The sequence below is a fragment of the Planctomycetaceae bacterium genome (assembly GCA_041398785.1).
Taxonomy (GTDB): domain Bacteria; phylum Planctomycetota; class Planctomycetia; order Planctomycetales; family Planctomycetaceae; genus JAWKUA01.
This window is the reverse complement of the sequence record JAWKUA010000013.1, coordinates 115,701-133,195: the sequence shown is the minus strand read 5'-3', so window position 1 is coordinate 133,195 and position 17,495 is coordinate 115,701. Positions and strand designations below refer to the sequence as shown.

Annotated in this window: 9 protein-coding genes; 1 reads left to right on the top strand and 8 read right to left on the bottom strand. The window is 59.5% G+C overall.

What is annotated here, in order from left to right:
- Window positions 1-94 precede the first annotated feature (94 nt).
- The 5 genes from ahcY to R3C19_16115 form a co-directional block, all read right to left on the bottom strand.
- On the bottom strand, window positions 95-1,423 hold the full coding sequence (gene ahcY / locus R3C19_16135; protein MEZ6061876.1) for an adenosylhomocysteinase: 1,329 nt from the start codon (window positions 1,421-1,423) through the stop codon (window positions 95-97).
- A gap of 255 nt (window positions 1,424-1,678) precedes the next feature.
- Window positions 1,679-4,654 carry an O-antigen ligase family protein gene (locus R3C19_16130; GenBank protein MEZ6061875.1) on the bottom strand — a complete coding sequence of 992 codons (2,976 nt, stop codon included), beginning with the start codon at window positions 4,652-4,654 and terminating at the stop codon, window positions 1,679-1,681.
- A 27-nt stretch (window positions 4,655-4,681) separates the two neighbouring features.
- Entirely contained in the window at window positions 4,682-6,982 is a 2,301-nt protein-coding gene (locus R3C19_16125) for a polysaccharide biosynthesis tyrosine autokinase (protein ID MEZ6061874.1), read from the bottom strand.
- A gap of 85 nt (window positions 6,983-7,067) precedes the next feature.
- A complete protein-coding gene (locus R3C19_16120) occupies window positions 7,068-8,069 on the bottom strand; it encodes a polysaccharide biosynthesis/export family protein (GenBank protein MEZ6061873.1) in 1,002 nt (333 codons plus the stop codon).
- Window positions 8,070-8,796: 727 nt separating this feature from the next.
- Window positions 8,797-10,185 (bottom strand): DUF4179 domain-containing protein, encoded by a 1,389-nt coding sequence (locus tag R3C19_16115; protein ID MEZ6061872.1) that lies wholly within the window; start codon window positions 10,183-10,185, stop codon window positions 8,797-8,799.
- Between the two features lie 513 nt (window positions 10,186-10,698).
- Here R3C19_16115 and R3C19_16110 point away from each other — a divergent pair.
- Window positions 10,699-11,658: a PmoA family protein gene (locus tag R3C19_16110; protein MEZ6061871.1), complete on the top strand. Its 960-nt coding sequence runs from the start codon at window positions 10,699-10,701 to the stop codon at window positions 11,656-11,658.
- Window positions 11,659-11,949: 291 nt separating this feature from the next.
- Here the strand turns inward: R3C19_16110 and clpB are convergent, their stop codons facing one another.
- The 3 genes from clpB to dnaK all read right to left on the bottom strand — a co-directional run bounded on the left by clpB (window position 11,950) and on the right by dnaK (window position 17,352).
- The gene (gene clpB / locus R3C19_16105; GenBank protein MEZ6061870.1) at window positions 11,950-14,580 is read right to left on the bottom strand and encodes an ATP-dependent chaperone ClpB; all 2,631 of its coding nucleotides are present in this window, start codon (window positions 14,578-14,580) and stop codon (window positions 11,950-11,952) included.
- A gap of 209 nt (window positions 14,581-14,789) precedes the next feature.
- The gene (locus R3C19_16100) at window positions 14,790-15,368 is read right to left on the bottom strand and encodes a Uma2 family endonuclease (protein MEZ6061869.1); all 579 of its coding nucleotides are present in this window, start codon (window positions 15,366-15,368) and stop codon (window positions 14,790-14,792) included.
- Window positions 15,369-15,444: 76 nt separating this feature from the next.
- Entirely contained in the window at window positions 15,445-17,352 is a 1,908-nt protein-coding gene (gene dnaK / locus R3C19_16095; protein MEZ6061868.1) for a molecular chaperone DnaK, read from the bottom strand.
- Window positions 17,353-17,495: the final 143 nt, after the last annotated feature.

Sequence of the window (17,495 nt, the reverse complement as noted above, 5' to 3'; positions counted from 1 at the left end):
GGACAAACGGCGGCAGGGCGATTTGCGGAACTACACCGCCTTCATGGCTGATGGGATCCACCAGGAACTGCATGGAGTGCGTATCGGGGCGCAATTAGTACCGGTAATGTTCGGGCTTGTACGGCCCCTTCACAGGAACGCCGATATAGTCGGCCTGATCCTGATTCAGGACTTCCAGCTTCGCGCCGAGTTTGCCAAGGTGCAGCCGAGCCACTTCTTCGTCGAGTTCCTTCGGCAGCATATGAACGCCGATGTCGAACTTGTCCGGTTCCGTCCACAGAGCGATCTGCGCCATCACCTGATTCGTGAAGCTGTTGCTCATCACGAACGACGGATGACCGGTGGCACAGCCGAGATTCACCAGGCGTCCTTCCGCCAGCACGATGATGGCTTTTCCGTCGGGATAGACGTACTTGTCGACCGGACCGCCTTCGTCGGAAGACTTCTTGATGGTGACACGTTCGATATCGGATCGCTTCTTCAGATAGGCGACCTGGATTTCGGAATCGAAGTGTCCGATGTTGCAGACGATCGCCTGGTGTTTCATGCGATCCATGTGCTCACCGCGGATCACGTCCTTGTTGCCGGTGGCGGTGACGAAGATGTCGCCGATTTTCGCGGCTTCTTCCATCGTGGTTACCTGGTAGCCTTCCATGCAGGCCTGCAGTGCACAGATCGGATCAATCTCGGTCACGATAACGCGTGCTCCCAGACCGTCCATTGCATCGGCACAGCCCTTGCCGACATCGCCATAGCCGCAGATCACAACGACCTTGCCGGCGACCATTACGTCGGTGGCTCGCTTGATTCCGTCGGCCAGAGATTCGCGGCAGCCGTAAAGGTTGTCGAACTTGCTCTTGGTCACGGAATCGTTGACGTTGATTGCCGGAACGGCCAGCTTGCCGGCGGCATGCATCTGGTGCAGGCGATGGACTCCCGTGGTGGTTTCTTCCGACAGTCCGCGGATGCCTTTGAGCAGTTCGGGGAACTTGTCATGGACCATCAGTGTCAGGTCACCGCCGTCGTCCAGAATCATGTTCAGCGGCTGACCGTCGGGAAACGTCAGAGTCTGTTCGATGCACCAGTCAAATTCTTCTTCGGACATCCCTTTCCAGGCATAGACGGGAACTCCTGCGGCCGCGATGGCGGCGGCGGCATGGTCCTGTGTCGAGAAGATATTGCAGCTTGACCAGGTCACTTCGGCTCCCAGAGCCTGCAGTGTTTCGATCAGCACGGCGGTCTGAATGGTCATGTGCAGGCAGCCGGCAATCCGGGCTCCCTTCAGCGGCTGCGATTTTCCGTATTTTTCGCGCAGAGCCATCAGGCCCGGCATTTCGATTTCGGCGATTTCAATTTCTTTGCGGCCGAGTTCCGCCAGAGCGATGTTCGCGACTTTGTGAGGAAGGACTGAAACAGTACTCATCAGATTCTTTCGATTCGAAGACTGGAAACCTGGACAGCGGCCCGAACGTGCATTGATCCGAACCGCGGCAGTTGTTGCTCATTAACCGGCGAACTGTCAGAGTTGCGGTTCATCCCGCGAATTGCGGCTCGAATTGGGGCAAAGCGTAGGCAAAGGAGTACGCTGCCGCAACGATTTGTTCTTCGGGTTTGCGGACTTCTGACGCATCCGCTCGCCGGTCCGCCAAACTTCGGAGCGGCGCGCGAGCGAATCGTGTCAGAATCGCCGGAACTTGCGCAGCGGATCGTTCTGATCGGTGACGGCGGCGCGCAGGCTTTCGCGGCGACAGCGAACGATCAGCTTTGGCAGCCACTGATTTCCGGGGTCGCGGTCGTGACACCATTCGAATTCCGCCCGGGCTTCGTCGAACCGCGACTCTTGCAGCAGGACCAGGCCAAGATAGTGCCGCGGCTTGTAAGCGATAGGGAATTCTTCGATGAGCGCTCGCAGGTGTGATTCGGCGAACGCGAAATCTACCAGCCGGACGGCCGCTGCGTAGGCGACCAGCTGCAACTGCAGACGTTCTTCGTCGTCTTCGATTTCGCGAGCTTCCGCGGGAATCACTTCCGTTAGTCGGCGCAGGACGGCGGCGGATTCCTCGGGGCGCTCCAGAGCGTCGTAGACGGCGAGCATGTCCTGCAGTTCTTCCGCGTTGGGATCGAACAGGTTGATGAAGAATGCTGCGGGAGCCTGCGGAGCCATCAGGCTCAGAATTCCGCGCCGATGATGCGGGCTGGCATGAAACACGACCTGCCAGTGATCAATCGCGGCACCGACATTCTGTTCGACGATGGCTTCGCGGCCGGCGACATATCGAGCCGCCGGGTCATACTGCCGCAGCGCCAGCAGTTCGTCCACAAGGACCTGATGATTGGAATTGTCCGTGTCGCGCAGAAAATCGGTTTCAATCAGAGTCAGCCAGGCGTCGCGCACCAGCGGGCATTGTTGAAGCGACTGCCGCGCCAACTGATCAGCGACCTCCGCCAGCGCGATGTTCTTTCCGAATGATCGCCTCAGCCATTCGTGTAGTTCCGACTGCGTTTCAAACTGCGACGCGACTGCCGCGTCACGAATCTGGTTCAGGGCAAACGGATTTTCGCTTCTCGACTGCAGAATCTGGAACAGTTCCAGCAGGCGATTCGCCAGAGCAATCCGAGCATGCACGTGAGTCGGCCGGGCTGCCAGGACCGCTTTCAGAAGCACGATTTTTTCCTGGACGGATCGCATGCGATCATCGGGCGTCACCGGCAGGTCTTCGGCCGGTTCCTCGTCTTCAGGCAACAGTGTCTGGTAGCCGACGGGCTGAATTTCCGACTTCGGCGTGTCGTCGTCCGTTGCGGGTTCAAGAATATCGGCGAACAGATTCTCGCGACGCGTGCGGTTTGTTTCTTCATACGCGAATTCCTTCGCGGCCGCCAGAGCCTGTTCGTCGTAGACTTTGGTCAGATAGCTGTACCAGTGTTTTTCTGCTTCGACTCGCGCGGCCAGATTCGGCTGCACGCGAACCATGGCCAGCAGACAGGCAATCGTCATGCCCAGCCACGCGATTCCCGGCGCTGGCAGACCGCCAGGTTCTTCACACTTCCGGCAGGCTCGCAGACCCGCACAAGCCAGCACGATACTCGTCACGACGATGGCTGGAACGTACCAGATAAAGTCCGCAACGGCGTGCAGGATGCCGGCCGTAGCACTGGCTGCGACCGCGGCGATGCACGTTCGTTGAGCGGCCGATTCCCGTCGAAGGAAGCCGAACAGCAGCCTGCTCAGGAACAGCAATAGTCCCAGCGCCAGCAATGAGATTCCGGCGAGACCGGTTTCCATCAACAGGTTGATGTACGAACTTTCCGCGTGGCTGAACTGAGTGTTTGCGAATTCCGGCAGATCGGTCATGTAGGTCGGGTAGACTTCGGCATGACTTCCGACTCCCGTGCCGAAAATCGGGAACGCATTGAAGGCCGCCAGGTCGGCCGCCCAAATGGCACGCCGGGCGTTTCCCGGATCGACCGTGTCCGCGTCGCCGGACATGATCTGATCAACGCGAGCCTGGAAGTTGTCCTGGCCTACAACGGCCAGCAGCCCCAGCACCGCGATGGCTCCGCCGATTAGTGCCACGGACACGCCGGTTCGGATCTTCAGACTTCGCCACAAGCCCGCCATCGCGATCAGAAAGGCGGCGGTCGCAGCCACCATTCCGCCGCGTGACAGTGACAGCATCACGCACAACACTGTTACGCACAGAGCCGCCAGCAACAAAGTCACCGGAACCGTCAGAACTCCGCCGGATTCGACAAACGACCGGTTTCGCGCTGCCGCCGGTCTTCGTTTTCGAGATCGAATCTTTGCCGGAGCCGCGGGCTTTTGGGGATTTCGCAATCCTTTGGTCAGCCACCACAGCAGCGGACCGATCGATAGCGCCAGAAACTGAGCGAAGTGATTGCGGTTGGTGAACGCGCCTTTCAGCAGTTCGGACGTGCCGGTGTACGGATTTCGGTAGAACCAGAAATACCGGCCGTTTGACAGCGAATACTGAATGATGGCGAACACGGTCATCGCGACGCCTCCGATGCAGACGCATTTCAACATGCGTTCGCAGTCGTCGATCGTTCGCAGCCGCTGCATCGTGACCATTGCGATGATCAGGTACGAAAGTAGCACCCACCACGCGTGACGCGTCTCTTCGGGCAGGAAGCTCAGAGTGTTCCAGGCTGCCGGCTGTTTGTTCGATTGCTGCTCCTGTGCGACGGCAGCGTGTTCGGACGCGTCCGACGATGCATTGTGGATCTGAGTCAGCGACCAGGCGGGCAGCAGACGTTCGTATTCCGGAGAAAACCGGTTCATCTCGTCTGGTGTCTGAGGCTGCACCTGAAACCACACAACCGCAAGTCCGGCAACAAACAGCAGCTCGAACCCGGACAACACCAGCCTTCGTCGGGCGACGGTTGCGTACAGTCCCCAGCATGCGGCCAGTGCCAGTGAACCGGTGATCAGAAAACGATGACCCCACGCTTCGCGCCCGCCCATGATGAACGGCAGCACGATCACCAGCAGTGCCAGCAGCACGTCAACGGCCTGCAGCAGCCGATGGAGAACACGACTCGACGCTTCCGGCGAAGCAGAATCATCCCGCCGGGTGCTTCGCAGAAGTGTCGGCCCGCCGGTGGTGGAATTCGAAGTTGATGAGAGTAAGGACATCGTGGTTGACCGTACTTTCCGGCACAACTATGCCGCCTTCCGGATGCTGCCGGCACCGGACGTTTGTCCCGCGGCGATCATCGACAGACCGTTGGCGACATCTTCTTCCGTTGCTTCGTGATATGCGTATCCGTGTCCGTAGCCATAGCCGTAACCGTCGGCCTCCGTGTGAGACAGCGCATTGACGACGATTCCCAGCAGATTGCAGCCGTGCGTTCTGACGGATTCGGCCGCCCGGATGACTCCGCGCCGGCGGTCCTTGTCCGGTCGGACGACCATCACGACGGCGTCGACCAGCCGTCCGACGATCAGCGGATCACTCACGGCAAGTACGGGCGGTGCGTCGACGATGATCTGTTCGTACCGAGTCTCCGCCCAGGCCAGCAGGTTGGAAAATCGATCGCTGGCCAGCAGTTCCGCCGGATTGACGGGGCGTGGTCCGCAGGAAATCACGTCCAGACCGCTGACCTTCGTCGAACGCACATTCGCGCGGGCCGCTTCGTCCAGATCGTCGGTGCCGCGCAGAATTTGTGACAGCCCCAAATCGTCCCGCAGTCCCAGCAGAGTCGACAGACCCGGTCGCCGCATGTCGGCATCGATAACGAGCGTTTTCTTTCCCGACTGAGCGAACGCGGTGGCCATGTTCGATGAAATGGTGGTCTTGCCGTCGCCGGGTTCGGTGCTGGTGCAGACGATGCGGCCGGTTTCGCTGGAGGAAAATTCGATGCTGGTCCGCAGTGCCCGGAACGATTCGGCCTCGGTGCTGTGCGGCCGGGCGTGAGTCAGAACGGCGTCGAAGCCTTCGCCTTCCAGATCGTCAAGGCAGGGCACCATCGCCAGCACGTGAGTATCAAGCTGTATCTTCAGTTCTTCCGGAGTGCGGAACCGGTCGTCCATGATGTCCAGCACCCAGATGATCGAAACACCGCTGAGCGTTCCCAGGAACAGCGACAGAAACGCGGTGACCACCAGCCGCGGCGAAACCGCCACGTTGGAAACGCGCGGTCTTGTCGACACTTCGGTTCGAATGGCAGTGTCCTTGTTCAGATCGATGTCGAACACTTTCATCATCAGTTCGTCCATCAGCAGCATTCGGCGCTCAATTTCGCGATCGATTTCCTTGATCAATCCCAGCGTTCCGGTCAACTGCTGTGCTCGTTCCTGCACGGAAGCGATCTGTTGCCACAAGTCGCGCTGAGCCTGTTCCGCCGTCTGAAGTCTCTGGATCGCCATCTGCAGCAGCCGCGGCGCCAGATGTTCGCGCGACATCTGCTGAAACATCTGCCGGCGTCGTTCCGGAAGCGTTCGCAGGTGTTCCTGATTAATCAGAATCTGTGCTCTCAGCCGCATCACGATGTCGTGGTTCTCTCCGTACTTGGAAAGAGCATCCTGAAGTTCACCCTGCAATCGCAGCACGTCTTTCGCCAGACGTTCCTGTTCAATGGCATCAGTGCCGCCCAGCCCGACGGACTGTTCGATCAGGCCCTGGCCGATGCTGTCAACGGAATTCAGCGCGAACTGCAGCACGTCTTCGCCGTTGTGAATCGCGTACTGAATGGAATGCACCATGCTTCGGGCGTTGTAGGTTTCCTGCTGAGCCTTCACGTATTCGTCGCCCAGCAGACGGATGTTTTCGCTGACTGTATTCAGCGTCTCATCGGCCTTGCCGGTGTCGATCAGTTCCGGCGCGGATGCTCGCAATTGCGCCTGGTGTTCCTTCAACTGCCGCAGTTCGTCGGCAACCTGCGCCTGCTTGGCGTTCAGTGTTTCCAGGTTATCTTCGGACGAACCCTGGTGCGTCTGATTGATGAAGCTGCCGTACGCGGCCAGCAGAGCGTGCAGCACGGCCGCGGCGGTGCGGGGGTCTTCGGACCGGTACGACAGGTCCAGCACATTGGTGTTGAACGCGGATGACACGGACAACCGTTTTCGAATTGCTTCGATCCAGCGTTCCTTGGGGACTCCCACCAGATCGGTTCGAAACTGTTCGGGCAGCCGCTGAATGGCTGAGTGGATGACTTCCTCTTCCGACATCAGCTTCTTGAAAGTCGGCATGTCACGAGTCAGGTTGCCGGCTGCCTGACCACCGTCGTCGTCAATGCCCTTGCCCAGCCGCGAGATGTACAGCGACGCATTTGACTGATAGATCCGCGGAGCTGTGACGTAGTACAGCGTTCCAAGAATACAGGCGACCAAAATGCTGGTCAGCAGCACGCCGCTGCGCAGCCGCACTGTTCGAAGGAACCGCACCAGAGCGTGCAGTGACGACGCCAGAGCATCCTGTTCGACGCCGCCGGCCTGTCCGGGATTTGTGGTCATTGAAGACATGAATTCGGCTTCCCTGCCGTCGGTATCTTGCAGCATCGGACCAGAAGCGACGCCGTCGCATCCGGCCGTCGATTACGCATGTTCGTTAAAACAGCGGAGCACTCCCGGAAACGCCCAGTCGAATGATCTGCATCGCGTCCAGCAGAACGGTCGCGGGAGTCTGTTCCACCGACACCACGTCGCCCGGCCCCAGCCGGATGTTGGAAGCGCCGCTGCGTTTCGCCTGACGCAGACTGATTTCGATGACCGCCGGATTCGAACTGTTGGCCAGCGGCCGAACGACGAAGACTTTGTTCGCCAGTTGATTGGAAATTCCCGCTTCGCCGATGGCGTCCAACAACCGAAAATCCTTGCCGACAGGGAATTCGATCGGACCCGACTTCTTGACCAGTCCCATCACCGTCACGGGAGCCGGATCACGTTTTTCCACCATGACCATGCCACCGTCGCGAAGCAGATAGCTGGAAGCTCCGTCCGCCGACGTGGCGGCTTTGGTCAGACTGACTGTGTACGTGTTGTCTTCGGCGGAGCTGCCGCGATTCTGTGACACACTCGCTGTGGAATAGGGCGTTGTCGGATTAGTGGGATCAGAGGCATACGCGGGACGGCTGGCGGATCGGGGATTGCTGATTCTGACGTTTTCGCCCGCGTTTTCCGCCAGGCCGCCGGCCGCCGCAATTGCGGATGCGATGTCGCTGCTGTTGGGCGGCAGTTCGACAACCTGCGGTTCCTTCACCGCGCCGAACACCTTGATCTTGTTCATGCGTTTGTGAGTAAACACGACGGTGACGTGAGGGTTGCGATAGAGACCTCGCTTCATTGCTTCGGCGCGAATCAGCGATTCCGCGGCCGGAGGTTCCACGCCGCCAAGCTGAATGATGCCGATCTGTGGCAGCATCGCCGTTCCGTCATCGGCCACGCGAGTCGGCACGCGCATCTGGTCTTCGGGACTCAGGCTTGCGGAAAGCGTCACTTCCAGCACGTCGCCGGGGCCAATCGTTTCACTTCCTCCCGTGGCTGCCGCCAGCCGCGTCAGGTCGGCTTCCTGAGGATTCGACTGGGCCATCAGCCGCAGACTGTGGGGCATCGATTCCGCTTTGAAGTGATTCGGCGCGCTGCATCCGGAAAGGACCGTGATGCACACGATGGCACTCATCACAGCAAGGCGGTGCGTTTTGGAATGACGGCCGTTCATCCGCAACTCTTGCCCATTTGAAGACGGGAAGCGAATCTAAGAAACGCCGGGGAGACGTTTCCGCGTTTCAGCCCGCCACATCGAGACGCAGCAGCTTTGGAATGCCAAAACAACTGCCGATGCGACGGCAACTTTACGCTGCGAGATTCGAGAGGAGAGGTATTGTGAGAAAGGAGAGAATTTCGACGAACCAGCCCGGATCGACGCAGAACCGCTGAGAAATCGGTACTGCCTGAGACACGATCGAACCGGCCACCGCAATCCGCGGACTGCGGCGGTTCTTGAGGCTTTTACGGCAATTCCGACGAAGCGGTCAAGACGGAAGCCTCCGGCGGCGGCAGTGAAATCGCGAAAGCCGTCGATTGGACGCCGCGATCGGCAGATTCCGCCACATTGCGAAAAAACGCTCGCGGCAGCCGACCAGGCGCAGCACCGGTGAATTCAACGCCAGTGCCTGCGACGGAAGAACTCGCCTGCTGCGCGGCCGGCCCTCACCCCGATTTTTCTGCTGGACGCAGAAAAATCTCCCTCTCCCGCTGCGCGGGCGAGGGGGCAATGCGCGGAAGTCGCGGAGGAAATGAACGCCATTGTGACTCACGCGGTAATCACCGCAGCGGCGTTATTTCGCTGCCCTGCGCCGGGGCCTCCGGGCGGGAGCGGGCTTTTTCGGCGGGCGTTCCCGCTGTTGCTGTTGTTCGTGCTTAACGGCTCGAATCAGTCCCAGAATGCTGCCCGGAAGGTCTCCGGATGCTTCCTGTGAATCTGGATTCGAACCGGCCTGAATCAACTCCAGCACGGCCTGAGCCACCGGCGGAGGATCCGGCGACTCACCCGGCGCCGTCATCCGCTTAGAAATCTGGTCCAGCAGCGTGCCGTCCGCTGGCGGAACCAGCCGCGGCTCCGAAACGGTTCCGACCACCTGCAATTCCAGCGGAGCAGCCAGCATTCCGGCCAGTGCCTGCAGCAGCGGGCTGTTGCCGACCGGAAGTCCGGGCATCAACACCGCCAGCGTCAAATCCAGCTTCTCATCAAATCCGACAACTCCGGACGAATTGACCTGCAGACGTTCGGCGACATCCGGCAGCAGAATCGCCAGCCCGTCGTGGTGAATTCCGTGCTCTGTAAACTGAAAGCGAACTGCGGAGTCGCGGACAATTTCCAGTCGATCGGGAATTCGACTTCCGTTCGGTCGCCGGAAGAGCTGGCTGATTTGCGTTGCCCACGCCTGCTTCAGGCGAGCTTCAACGTGATAGAATTCGGCGTGGCCGCTGAGCGGGATCACGGTCAGGTCGGTATCGCCGCCGATCGGCATTTCCACTCCGTCCAGCCAGACGGAAGCCTCACCCGTCACGCGCGTTGTCTGTGAAAGAACGGGAGCAATCAGAGCCAGGTTTTGTTCGGTGTGAGCCTCCGCCAGGGGTTCATGGTCGAACACCTGAACCGGATCAAGTCGCAGCCAGCGTTCGCCTTCGCGCTGTTCGATTGCTCCGCTGAGCCCCAGTTCGCTGATATCCACGATCGGCAACCGTCGCCAGGGTACGCTTAATCGCAGGCTTCCGTTTTCGATGCGAAATGCCACGGTGTGCCCCGACGGCAGCGCGTCCGGTCTTGCCAGCGGCAGGCGGCCTTCGTCATCCAGCGCGATTTCGACGACGGGATTGACCAGCGTGACTTCGCCCAGATCTTCCGCCGACGAAAACAGCCCCAGCAGCGATTTCGTGGTGCGAACTTCGTCAATCGTGACTTTGACACGGCCATCGGCGTCGGAAATCTCGATCTTCTGCAGCCCCACCGGAACGATCCAGCCGCCCGAAGCCGACGCCGATGAACCGGTCAGCCCGTATTTCGAAAACGCTTCGTTCAGCACGCGATTGCGGTAGTTGGTCTGGTGAAGAACCGTCGGCAACATGACAATGCCGCCGACCACCAGCGAACACACCACGGAACTTGCCGCGATCGCTCGCCGCCAGCGTCGAGATCCGCGCTGTCCATGTTCCAGTGCTGACATTCTTCGAACATCCACGTTCAGAGTTCTCGGTGATCAGTTTCCGCAGGCCATCGCAGCGGTTCTCACCGGCCACGGTTCGCCTGGCCCGCCGAATTCTTTGACGCATCTCGTGAAAAGAAAACTCACGCCACCGCCGACGATGCCTGCGACGAAGGCCGCACGTGGCGCATCGAAGTCCGCGTTTCGGGGAAGTCCGATACTTCGCGTTTCCCGTCCGAAAATTCTATGTCGGCCGGTGGAAATATCACCAGTCGAGTTTTTCCCGCGGCCTTCCGGAGTTCCTGCCGTTGCAGCGTCGTGCCGCGCTGCCGGGCTCGTGGAACGATGGCTCGAACTGTTGTAGCATGACAGCACCCGTGAGCGGCAGCGAGTCACGCCGGGCTGCGCAGGATGCGCGAAGCGAGTCCGCGGAACAACGGCTGCATCGCGGTATCTCGTGCCGGTCGGGTCGGATTCTGTCGTTTCCCGGCCTGCGGTTCCGGTTCTCACCACGTTTTCAGGAAGCCAGAATTCATGAAGACTTTCGCACTGCTGTTTTGTGCCACACTGGCGGGGCTTGCGTTCCCGCACCACGCGACGGCTGAGGACTCCGGAGCCCGAGTCAGCTTTCTTGAAAAGGACGACGCCACGATCGAAATTCGCATCGGTGACGACGTTCTGGGAATCTTTAACCACGGGCCCACGTGGAAGAAGCCGTTCCTGTACCCGCTGAATGCCGCTAACGGAACGAATGTTCTGCGAGGCATCATTCCCACAAAGGACCAGGAAGGATCGTCGAAGGCCGGTTCGGACCACTTCCATCACAAGGGCGTGTGGGCGTCCGTCGATTCCGTCAACGACGAAAAGCTGAATTTCTGGAGCGAAGGTGAGCGAATTCGCAACGACAGCGTCGAAACCACCACGGCCGCCAACGGAAGCGGAATCCTGGTATCGCACAACACCTGGCTGCAGGGCGAAACGCCGCTGCTGAAGGAAACGACAACCATCACGTTCTACCCGTCGCGGCTGATCACCTACCGGATTGAACTGTCGGCGATCGATCGCGACGTGACCGTTTTTGACACCAAGGAAGGCTTCTTCGCCGTCCGGCTGGCTCACACGATGCGGGAAACCGAAGGCGGCCACATCATCAACGCCGACGGAGCCACCGGCGAAAAAGATGCCTGGGGCCGGCAGTCACCATGGGTCGACTACTACGGCGACGTCGGCGGGGCGACACTGGGAGTCACGCTGATGGATCATCCCGGCAACTTTCGGAAATCGCGCTACCACGTGCGATCGTACGGACTGTTTGCCATCAGTCCCTTCGGGCCGGAAACCTACAGCCGGGGCGAAGAAGCCGCGTCACCTGTCACGATCAAACCTGACGGAGCACCGCTGAAACTGACCTACGGCCTGTATGTTCACGCCGGCGACACTCAGGCCGGCAACGTGAAGGAAGCCTACGAAAAGTTCCTGCAGGTAACCGAATAGCGCTGCCGCCTTCGGAATAATCGCGGAGCCCGCCGCACTCCTCCCGGTCGAAGGCGAGGGTGGAGGTGTCGAACGATCGAAGCACGTCCAGGGAACGACGACCGCGCGTTGGTCGCGCTCCATGTCAGAAAAAATGCTGACTGCGCGGTCAGCACGCTTATCGCTTTGCTCGTGCGACTTCTCCCTGACGCTGCGCTGGAAGAGGTGGGTGCGCGGCGCTGCATTGGGCGCCGTGGACGTGTTACGAATGCGGCAAAGGTCGCCCCTTCAGGAATCGCTCTGCTCCCGCTTTCACGATTTGACTGTTTCTCCCGAGTTGATGATGAACCCGTCGGCGGCGGCGTCGATGCGGACAGTGTCGCCGGGTGAGAAGCGGTCGGACAGAATCTCGTTCGCAATCGAATTCTGCAGCCGCTGCTGGATGACTCGCTTCAGCGGGCGAGCACCGTAGGCCGGGTCGTATCCTTCGCTGGCCAGCAGTTGCTTCGCGTCATCAGACACTTCCAGGCCGTAGCCGTTGCGGACCAGTTGTTCGCGAAGCCGGTCGATCTGCAGATCAACGATTTCGCGGATTTCACCGCGGCCCAGCGGGTGAAAGACAATCACTTCGTCCACGCGATTCAGGAATTCCGGCAGGAAGTGAGCCTGCAGAGCATCCATCGCGCGATTGTGGATTTCGCGGTCGTCGGAGGTTCCGGAAAGCTGCATGATGGCCTGGCTGCCGATGTTGGACGTCATCACCACGATTGTGTTGGTGAAGTCGACGGTGCGGCCCTGGCTATCGGTCAGCCGGCCGTCGTCCAGCAGTTGCAGCAGAATGTTGAACACATCGCGGTGCGCCTTTTCGACTTCGTCCAGCAGGATCACGCAATAGGGATTCCGGCGTACGGCTTCGGTCAGCCGGCCGCCTTCTTCGTACCCGACGTAGCCGGGAGGAGCACCGATCAGCCGCGCGACGGAATGGCGTTCCATGAATTCGCTCATGTCGATGCGAACCATGTTGCGTTCGTCGTCGAACAGGAACTCCGCCAGAGCCTTGCAGAGTTCCGTCTTTCCGACGCCGGTGGGACCCAGAAAGATGAATGACCCGATCGGGCGGTTCTGGTCCTGCATGCCGGAACGAGCTCGCCGGACGGCGTTGGACACGGCGGTGACCGCTTCGTGCTGGTTAATCATCCGCGTGTGTATCGCGTCTTCCATGCGCAGCAGCTTCTCGCGCTCGCCCTGCATCATGCGGGACACGGGAACTCCCGTCCACAGGCTGACGACGCGGGCGACGTCTTCTTCCGTGACTTCTTCACGCAGCAGGCGATTTTCCGGATCGTGGTTGAGTTCCGCGGACTTGCTTTCGAGTTCCACCAGGCGGCGTTCGGCGACTTTCAGTTTCTGATCGGACTCATACGCTTCCTGGTAGTCTTCGTTGCGGTTCGTCTGCTGAGCTCGCGAAAACGCCTGAGTGTACGCCGTGCGCAGCTTTTCAATTTCCTCCTTCAGCGGCTTCAGTCCGGACAGCGCCGACTTTTCGGATTCCCAGCGAGCCTTGAGCTGGTTCGTTTCCTCTTCGCGTTCCGCAATCAGCCGGCGCAGGTCATGCAGACGGTCGCGGCTTTCGTCGCTGGTTTCCTTTTCCAGCGCCGCGGCTTCGATCTGCATGCGAGTCAGTTGGCGCGTGGCTTCGTCGATTTCCGCGGGCATGGAATCGATTTCCATTCGCAGCCGGCTGCCCGCTTCGTCGATCAGGTCGATGGCTTTGTCGGGCAGAAACCGGTCGCTGATGTATCGATCCGACAGCGTGGCGGCGGCGATGATGGCATCGTCGGTGATGCGAATCCCGTGATGACTTTCATAGCGATCCTTCAGTCCACGAAGGATGGAAATCGTGTCTTCGACATTCGGTTCCTGCACCATGACCGGCTGAAAACGGCGTTCCAGAGCGGGATCCTTTTCGATGTGTTTGCGGTATTCATCCAGTGTTGTAGCTCCGACACAATGCAGCTCACCGCGAGCCAGTGCGGGCTTCAGCAGGTTGGACGCGTCCATCGCTCCTTCACTGGCTCCGGCACCGACGACCGTATGCAATTCGTCGATGAACATGATGATCTGCCCGCTGGAGGCCTGCACTTCCTTCAGGACGGCCTTCAGGCGATCTTCAAACTCCCCGCGATATTTCGCTCCGGCCACCAGCGCTCCCATGTCCAGCGCGAAGACTTTTTTGTCCTTCAGATTCTGAGGAACGTCGCCGAGCACGATTCGGTGAGCCAGCCCTTCGACGATTGCCGTCTTGCCGACGCCCGGTTCGCCGATCAGCACCGGATTGTTCTTGCGGCGACGCGACAGCACCTGGACGACACGCCGGATTTCCGTGTCCCGGCCGATCACCGGGTCGATCTTCCCCTGGCGAGCCAGTTCGACGAGGTCGTGACCATACTTTTCCAGGGCCTGGTATTTGTCTTCGGGGTTCTGGTCCGTCACGGTCTGTCCTCCTCGAATTTGTTTCAGTGATTCCCGGATATCGTCTTCACGAACAGCATTCAGTTCCAGCAGCCGCTTCGCCTGATCTTCCACCTGAGTCAGCGCGATCAGCAGATGTTCGGTCGACGTGTATTCGTCGCCCATGCTGTCGGCATGCTTCTGCGCCGCGTTGAGCACCTTGACGGCTTCCGGGCCGGCTCCGACTGGTTCTCCCGACATCGACGACTGCGGCAGGCGGTTCAGTTCACCCTCGACCATCGAATTCAACTGAGCAACATTGGCGCCGATCTTTTCCAGCAGCGGCTTCATGATTCCGTCGGGCTCATCCAGCAGCGCTTTCAGAATGTGCAGCGGCCGCAGAAATCGGTGACTGCTGTTTTCGGCAAGCTCCTGTGCGTCGCGCAGTGCCTGGCCGGCCCTGACCGTCAGTTTTTCGGGGTTGAATGCCATGCCGTTGTTCCTTAATCAGGTCCGCATCACTTTGTTGTCTTCAGCGCGCATCGCCGGCGCAGAGTGTGACAATGATGACCACAGCGGTCGCGTTTCAGCGATCGAAACCGACGCGGCGGTCGTCGTCATGACGAGCCAGCGATATGCTCGATGACGGAAAAGTCGGCAACCTGCCGATCGTCAGGTTGCAGGGGCGACAGACATCGGACTTACCTCTTTCCATCGCTGAAATCGACCTGAGCGTACACGTCTGCCATTGCCAGCCGGCAGTCGACGGACTCCAGAACGATTTCACCCTGCGGGTCCGCATGGATTTTTTGCAGCCAGTTGCCGTCGTCCTGCCGGACGAAACGTTCAATGCGAGGCCGGTCCTGAGAGACCAGCAGATATTCCTGAAAACTGTCGATGGAACGATAACGTTCAAACTTGTCGCCACGATCATGAGCCTCCGTAGTGGGCGACAGAACTTCAACGATGACCAGTGGATTCACCAGCGAATCCTTCGGCGCGACGAACTGCGGCGCGCCGTCGGAAATGACAATGTCGGCGTAGGTATATCCACGGGCTTCGGGCAGGCTGATTCGCAGATCGCTGCCGTGAACCTGACATCCACGTCGCGACACCTGCCGATGAAGTGCCACCAGCAGGTTTGTCGAAATCAGTGAATGCGGACCACTGCCTCCAACCATTTCACGGACCTCACCGTCCAGGTATTCATGCCGTTCGCCGGTCGTATGTTCGAGTTCGATGTATTCATCGATGGTGAGCGATTGGGCGGCGATGGACATGAAGAGTTCTCCCTGTGAACGCGGGGACCGGGCCGATCCGCCGGAGACCGCGGATCGGACACACAGTCACATCCTATCATTCCTTCTTTTCAAATTCCGCATCGATTACGTCGTCGTCACCACCTGCGGAAGCGGCTGCTCCGGCGTGTTCGGCGCCTTCCTGTGCTTCGTCGCCCTGATCCTTGTACATGTGCTGGGCCAGAGCGTGCGATGCCTGGATCAGTTCTTCCACAGCACTATTGATGGCGTCGGCGTCTTCTGTCTCCGCCGCCTTTCGGGCCTTTTCGATGGACGTATTGATCGCGGTCTTTGATGCTTCGTCGACCTTGTCACCGAATTCCTTCAGCGTCTTTTCGACCTGATGAATTGTGGACGAAGCGTGGTTGCGAGCCTTCGCAAGCCCTTCCTTCTTCTTGTCCTCATCGGCATGAGCTTCCGCGTCCTTTCTCATGCGTTCAATTTCATCGTCCGACAGGCCGCTGGACTGCTTGATCTGAACGCTGTGCTCCTTGCCGGTCGCTTTGTCCTTCGCCGAAACGCTCAGGATGCCGTTTACATCGATATCGAACTTGACTTCGATCTGCGGCACTCCGCGCGGAGCGGGCGGAATGTCCTTCAGGTCAAACTGATCCAGCAGACGATTGTCGCCGGCCATCCTGCGTTCGCCCTGGAAGACTCGAACGGTCACCGCAGGCTGATTGTCGGCGGCCGTCGAAAACGTTTCCGATTTGGTCGTGGGAATCGTGGTGTTGCGTTCCACCAGGACGGTCATGATGCCGCCTTCGGTTTCGATACCCAGCGACAACGGAGTGACGTCCAGCAGTACGACATCCTTCACATCGCCGACGATGATTCCGCCCTGGATTGCGGCTCCCAGCGACACGACTTCGTCCGGATTCACGCCCTGGTGCGGCTCCTTCTTGAACATTTCCCGGACGAACGCCTGCACCTTGGGGACTCGCGTGGAACCGCCAACCAGAACCACTTCGGCGATGTCGCCGGGTTTCAGCTTCGCGTCCTTCAGAGCGCTCTGGACCGGACCGCGGCAGCGTTCGACCAGCGGGTCGATCAGCTTTTCGAATTCCGACCGGGAGATGCTCATCTGCAGGTGCTTGGCTCCGCTGGCATCGGCCGTGATAAACGGCAGGTTGATGTCGGTCGTCTGTTGTGTGGACAGCTCCTTCTTGGCCTTTTCCGCTGCTTCGCGAAGCCGCTGCAGAGCCATTGCGTCCTTGCGCAGGTCGATGCCTTCGTTGTTCTTAAACTGTGCGGCGATGTGATTGATCAGCACTTCGTCGAAGTCGTCACCGCCCAGGTGAGTGTCCCCGTTTGTGCTCAGCACCTCGACCAGCTCATCGCCGACTTCCAGAATCGATACGTCGAACGTACCGCCGCCCAGGTCGAACACGACGATCTTTTCTTCGCTCTTCTTTTCCAGCCCATAGGCCAGTGCCGCGGCCGTCGGTTCGTTGATGATGCGGGACACTTCCAGCCCGGCAATCTGTCCGGCGTCCTTGGTGGCCTGCCGCTGAGCGTCGTTGAAGTATGCAGGAACCGTGATCACCGCCTTGTTGACCTTGTGACCCAGGTAGGCTTCGGCCGCTTCCTTCAGCTTGCGAAGCACCAGCGCGGAGATTTCCGGCGGCGTGTATTCCTTCCCGCTGACGTTCACTCGCACATAGTCACTGGCACCGCCAATCACCTTGTACGGAACGATCTTTTCTTCAGATTCCACTTCGCTGTGGCGGCGTCCCATGAACCGCTTGATGCTGTAAATCGTGTTGGTGGGATTGGTCACGGCCTGCCGCTTCGCCGGTTCGCCCACCAGAGTCTCACCCTTGTCCGTAAACGCGATCACGCTGGGAGTCGTTCGACTTCCCTCCTGATTGGCGATCACCTTCGGTTCGCCGCCTTCCATGACAGACACGACTGAGTTTGTGGTCCCCAGGTCGATTCCGATGATCTTTTCACCTTTAACAGCCATTGAATTCTCCTGTCGTTCTGCTTCACGACGTGAGTTGTTGAGGTTTCAGGACTCGGATGCTGCATCCAGCGCCGTCTGCGACACATCCGCATCACGAGCCACATGTTGGTCAAATTGCATCCTGGACACCGTCGCTCCATCTA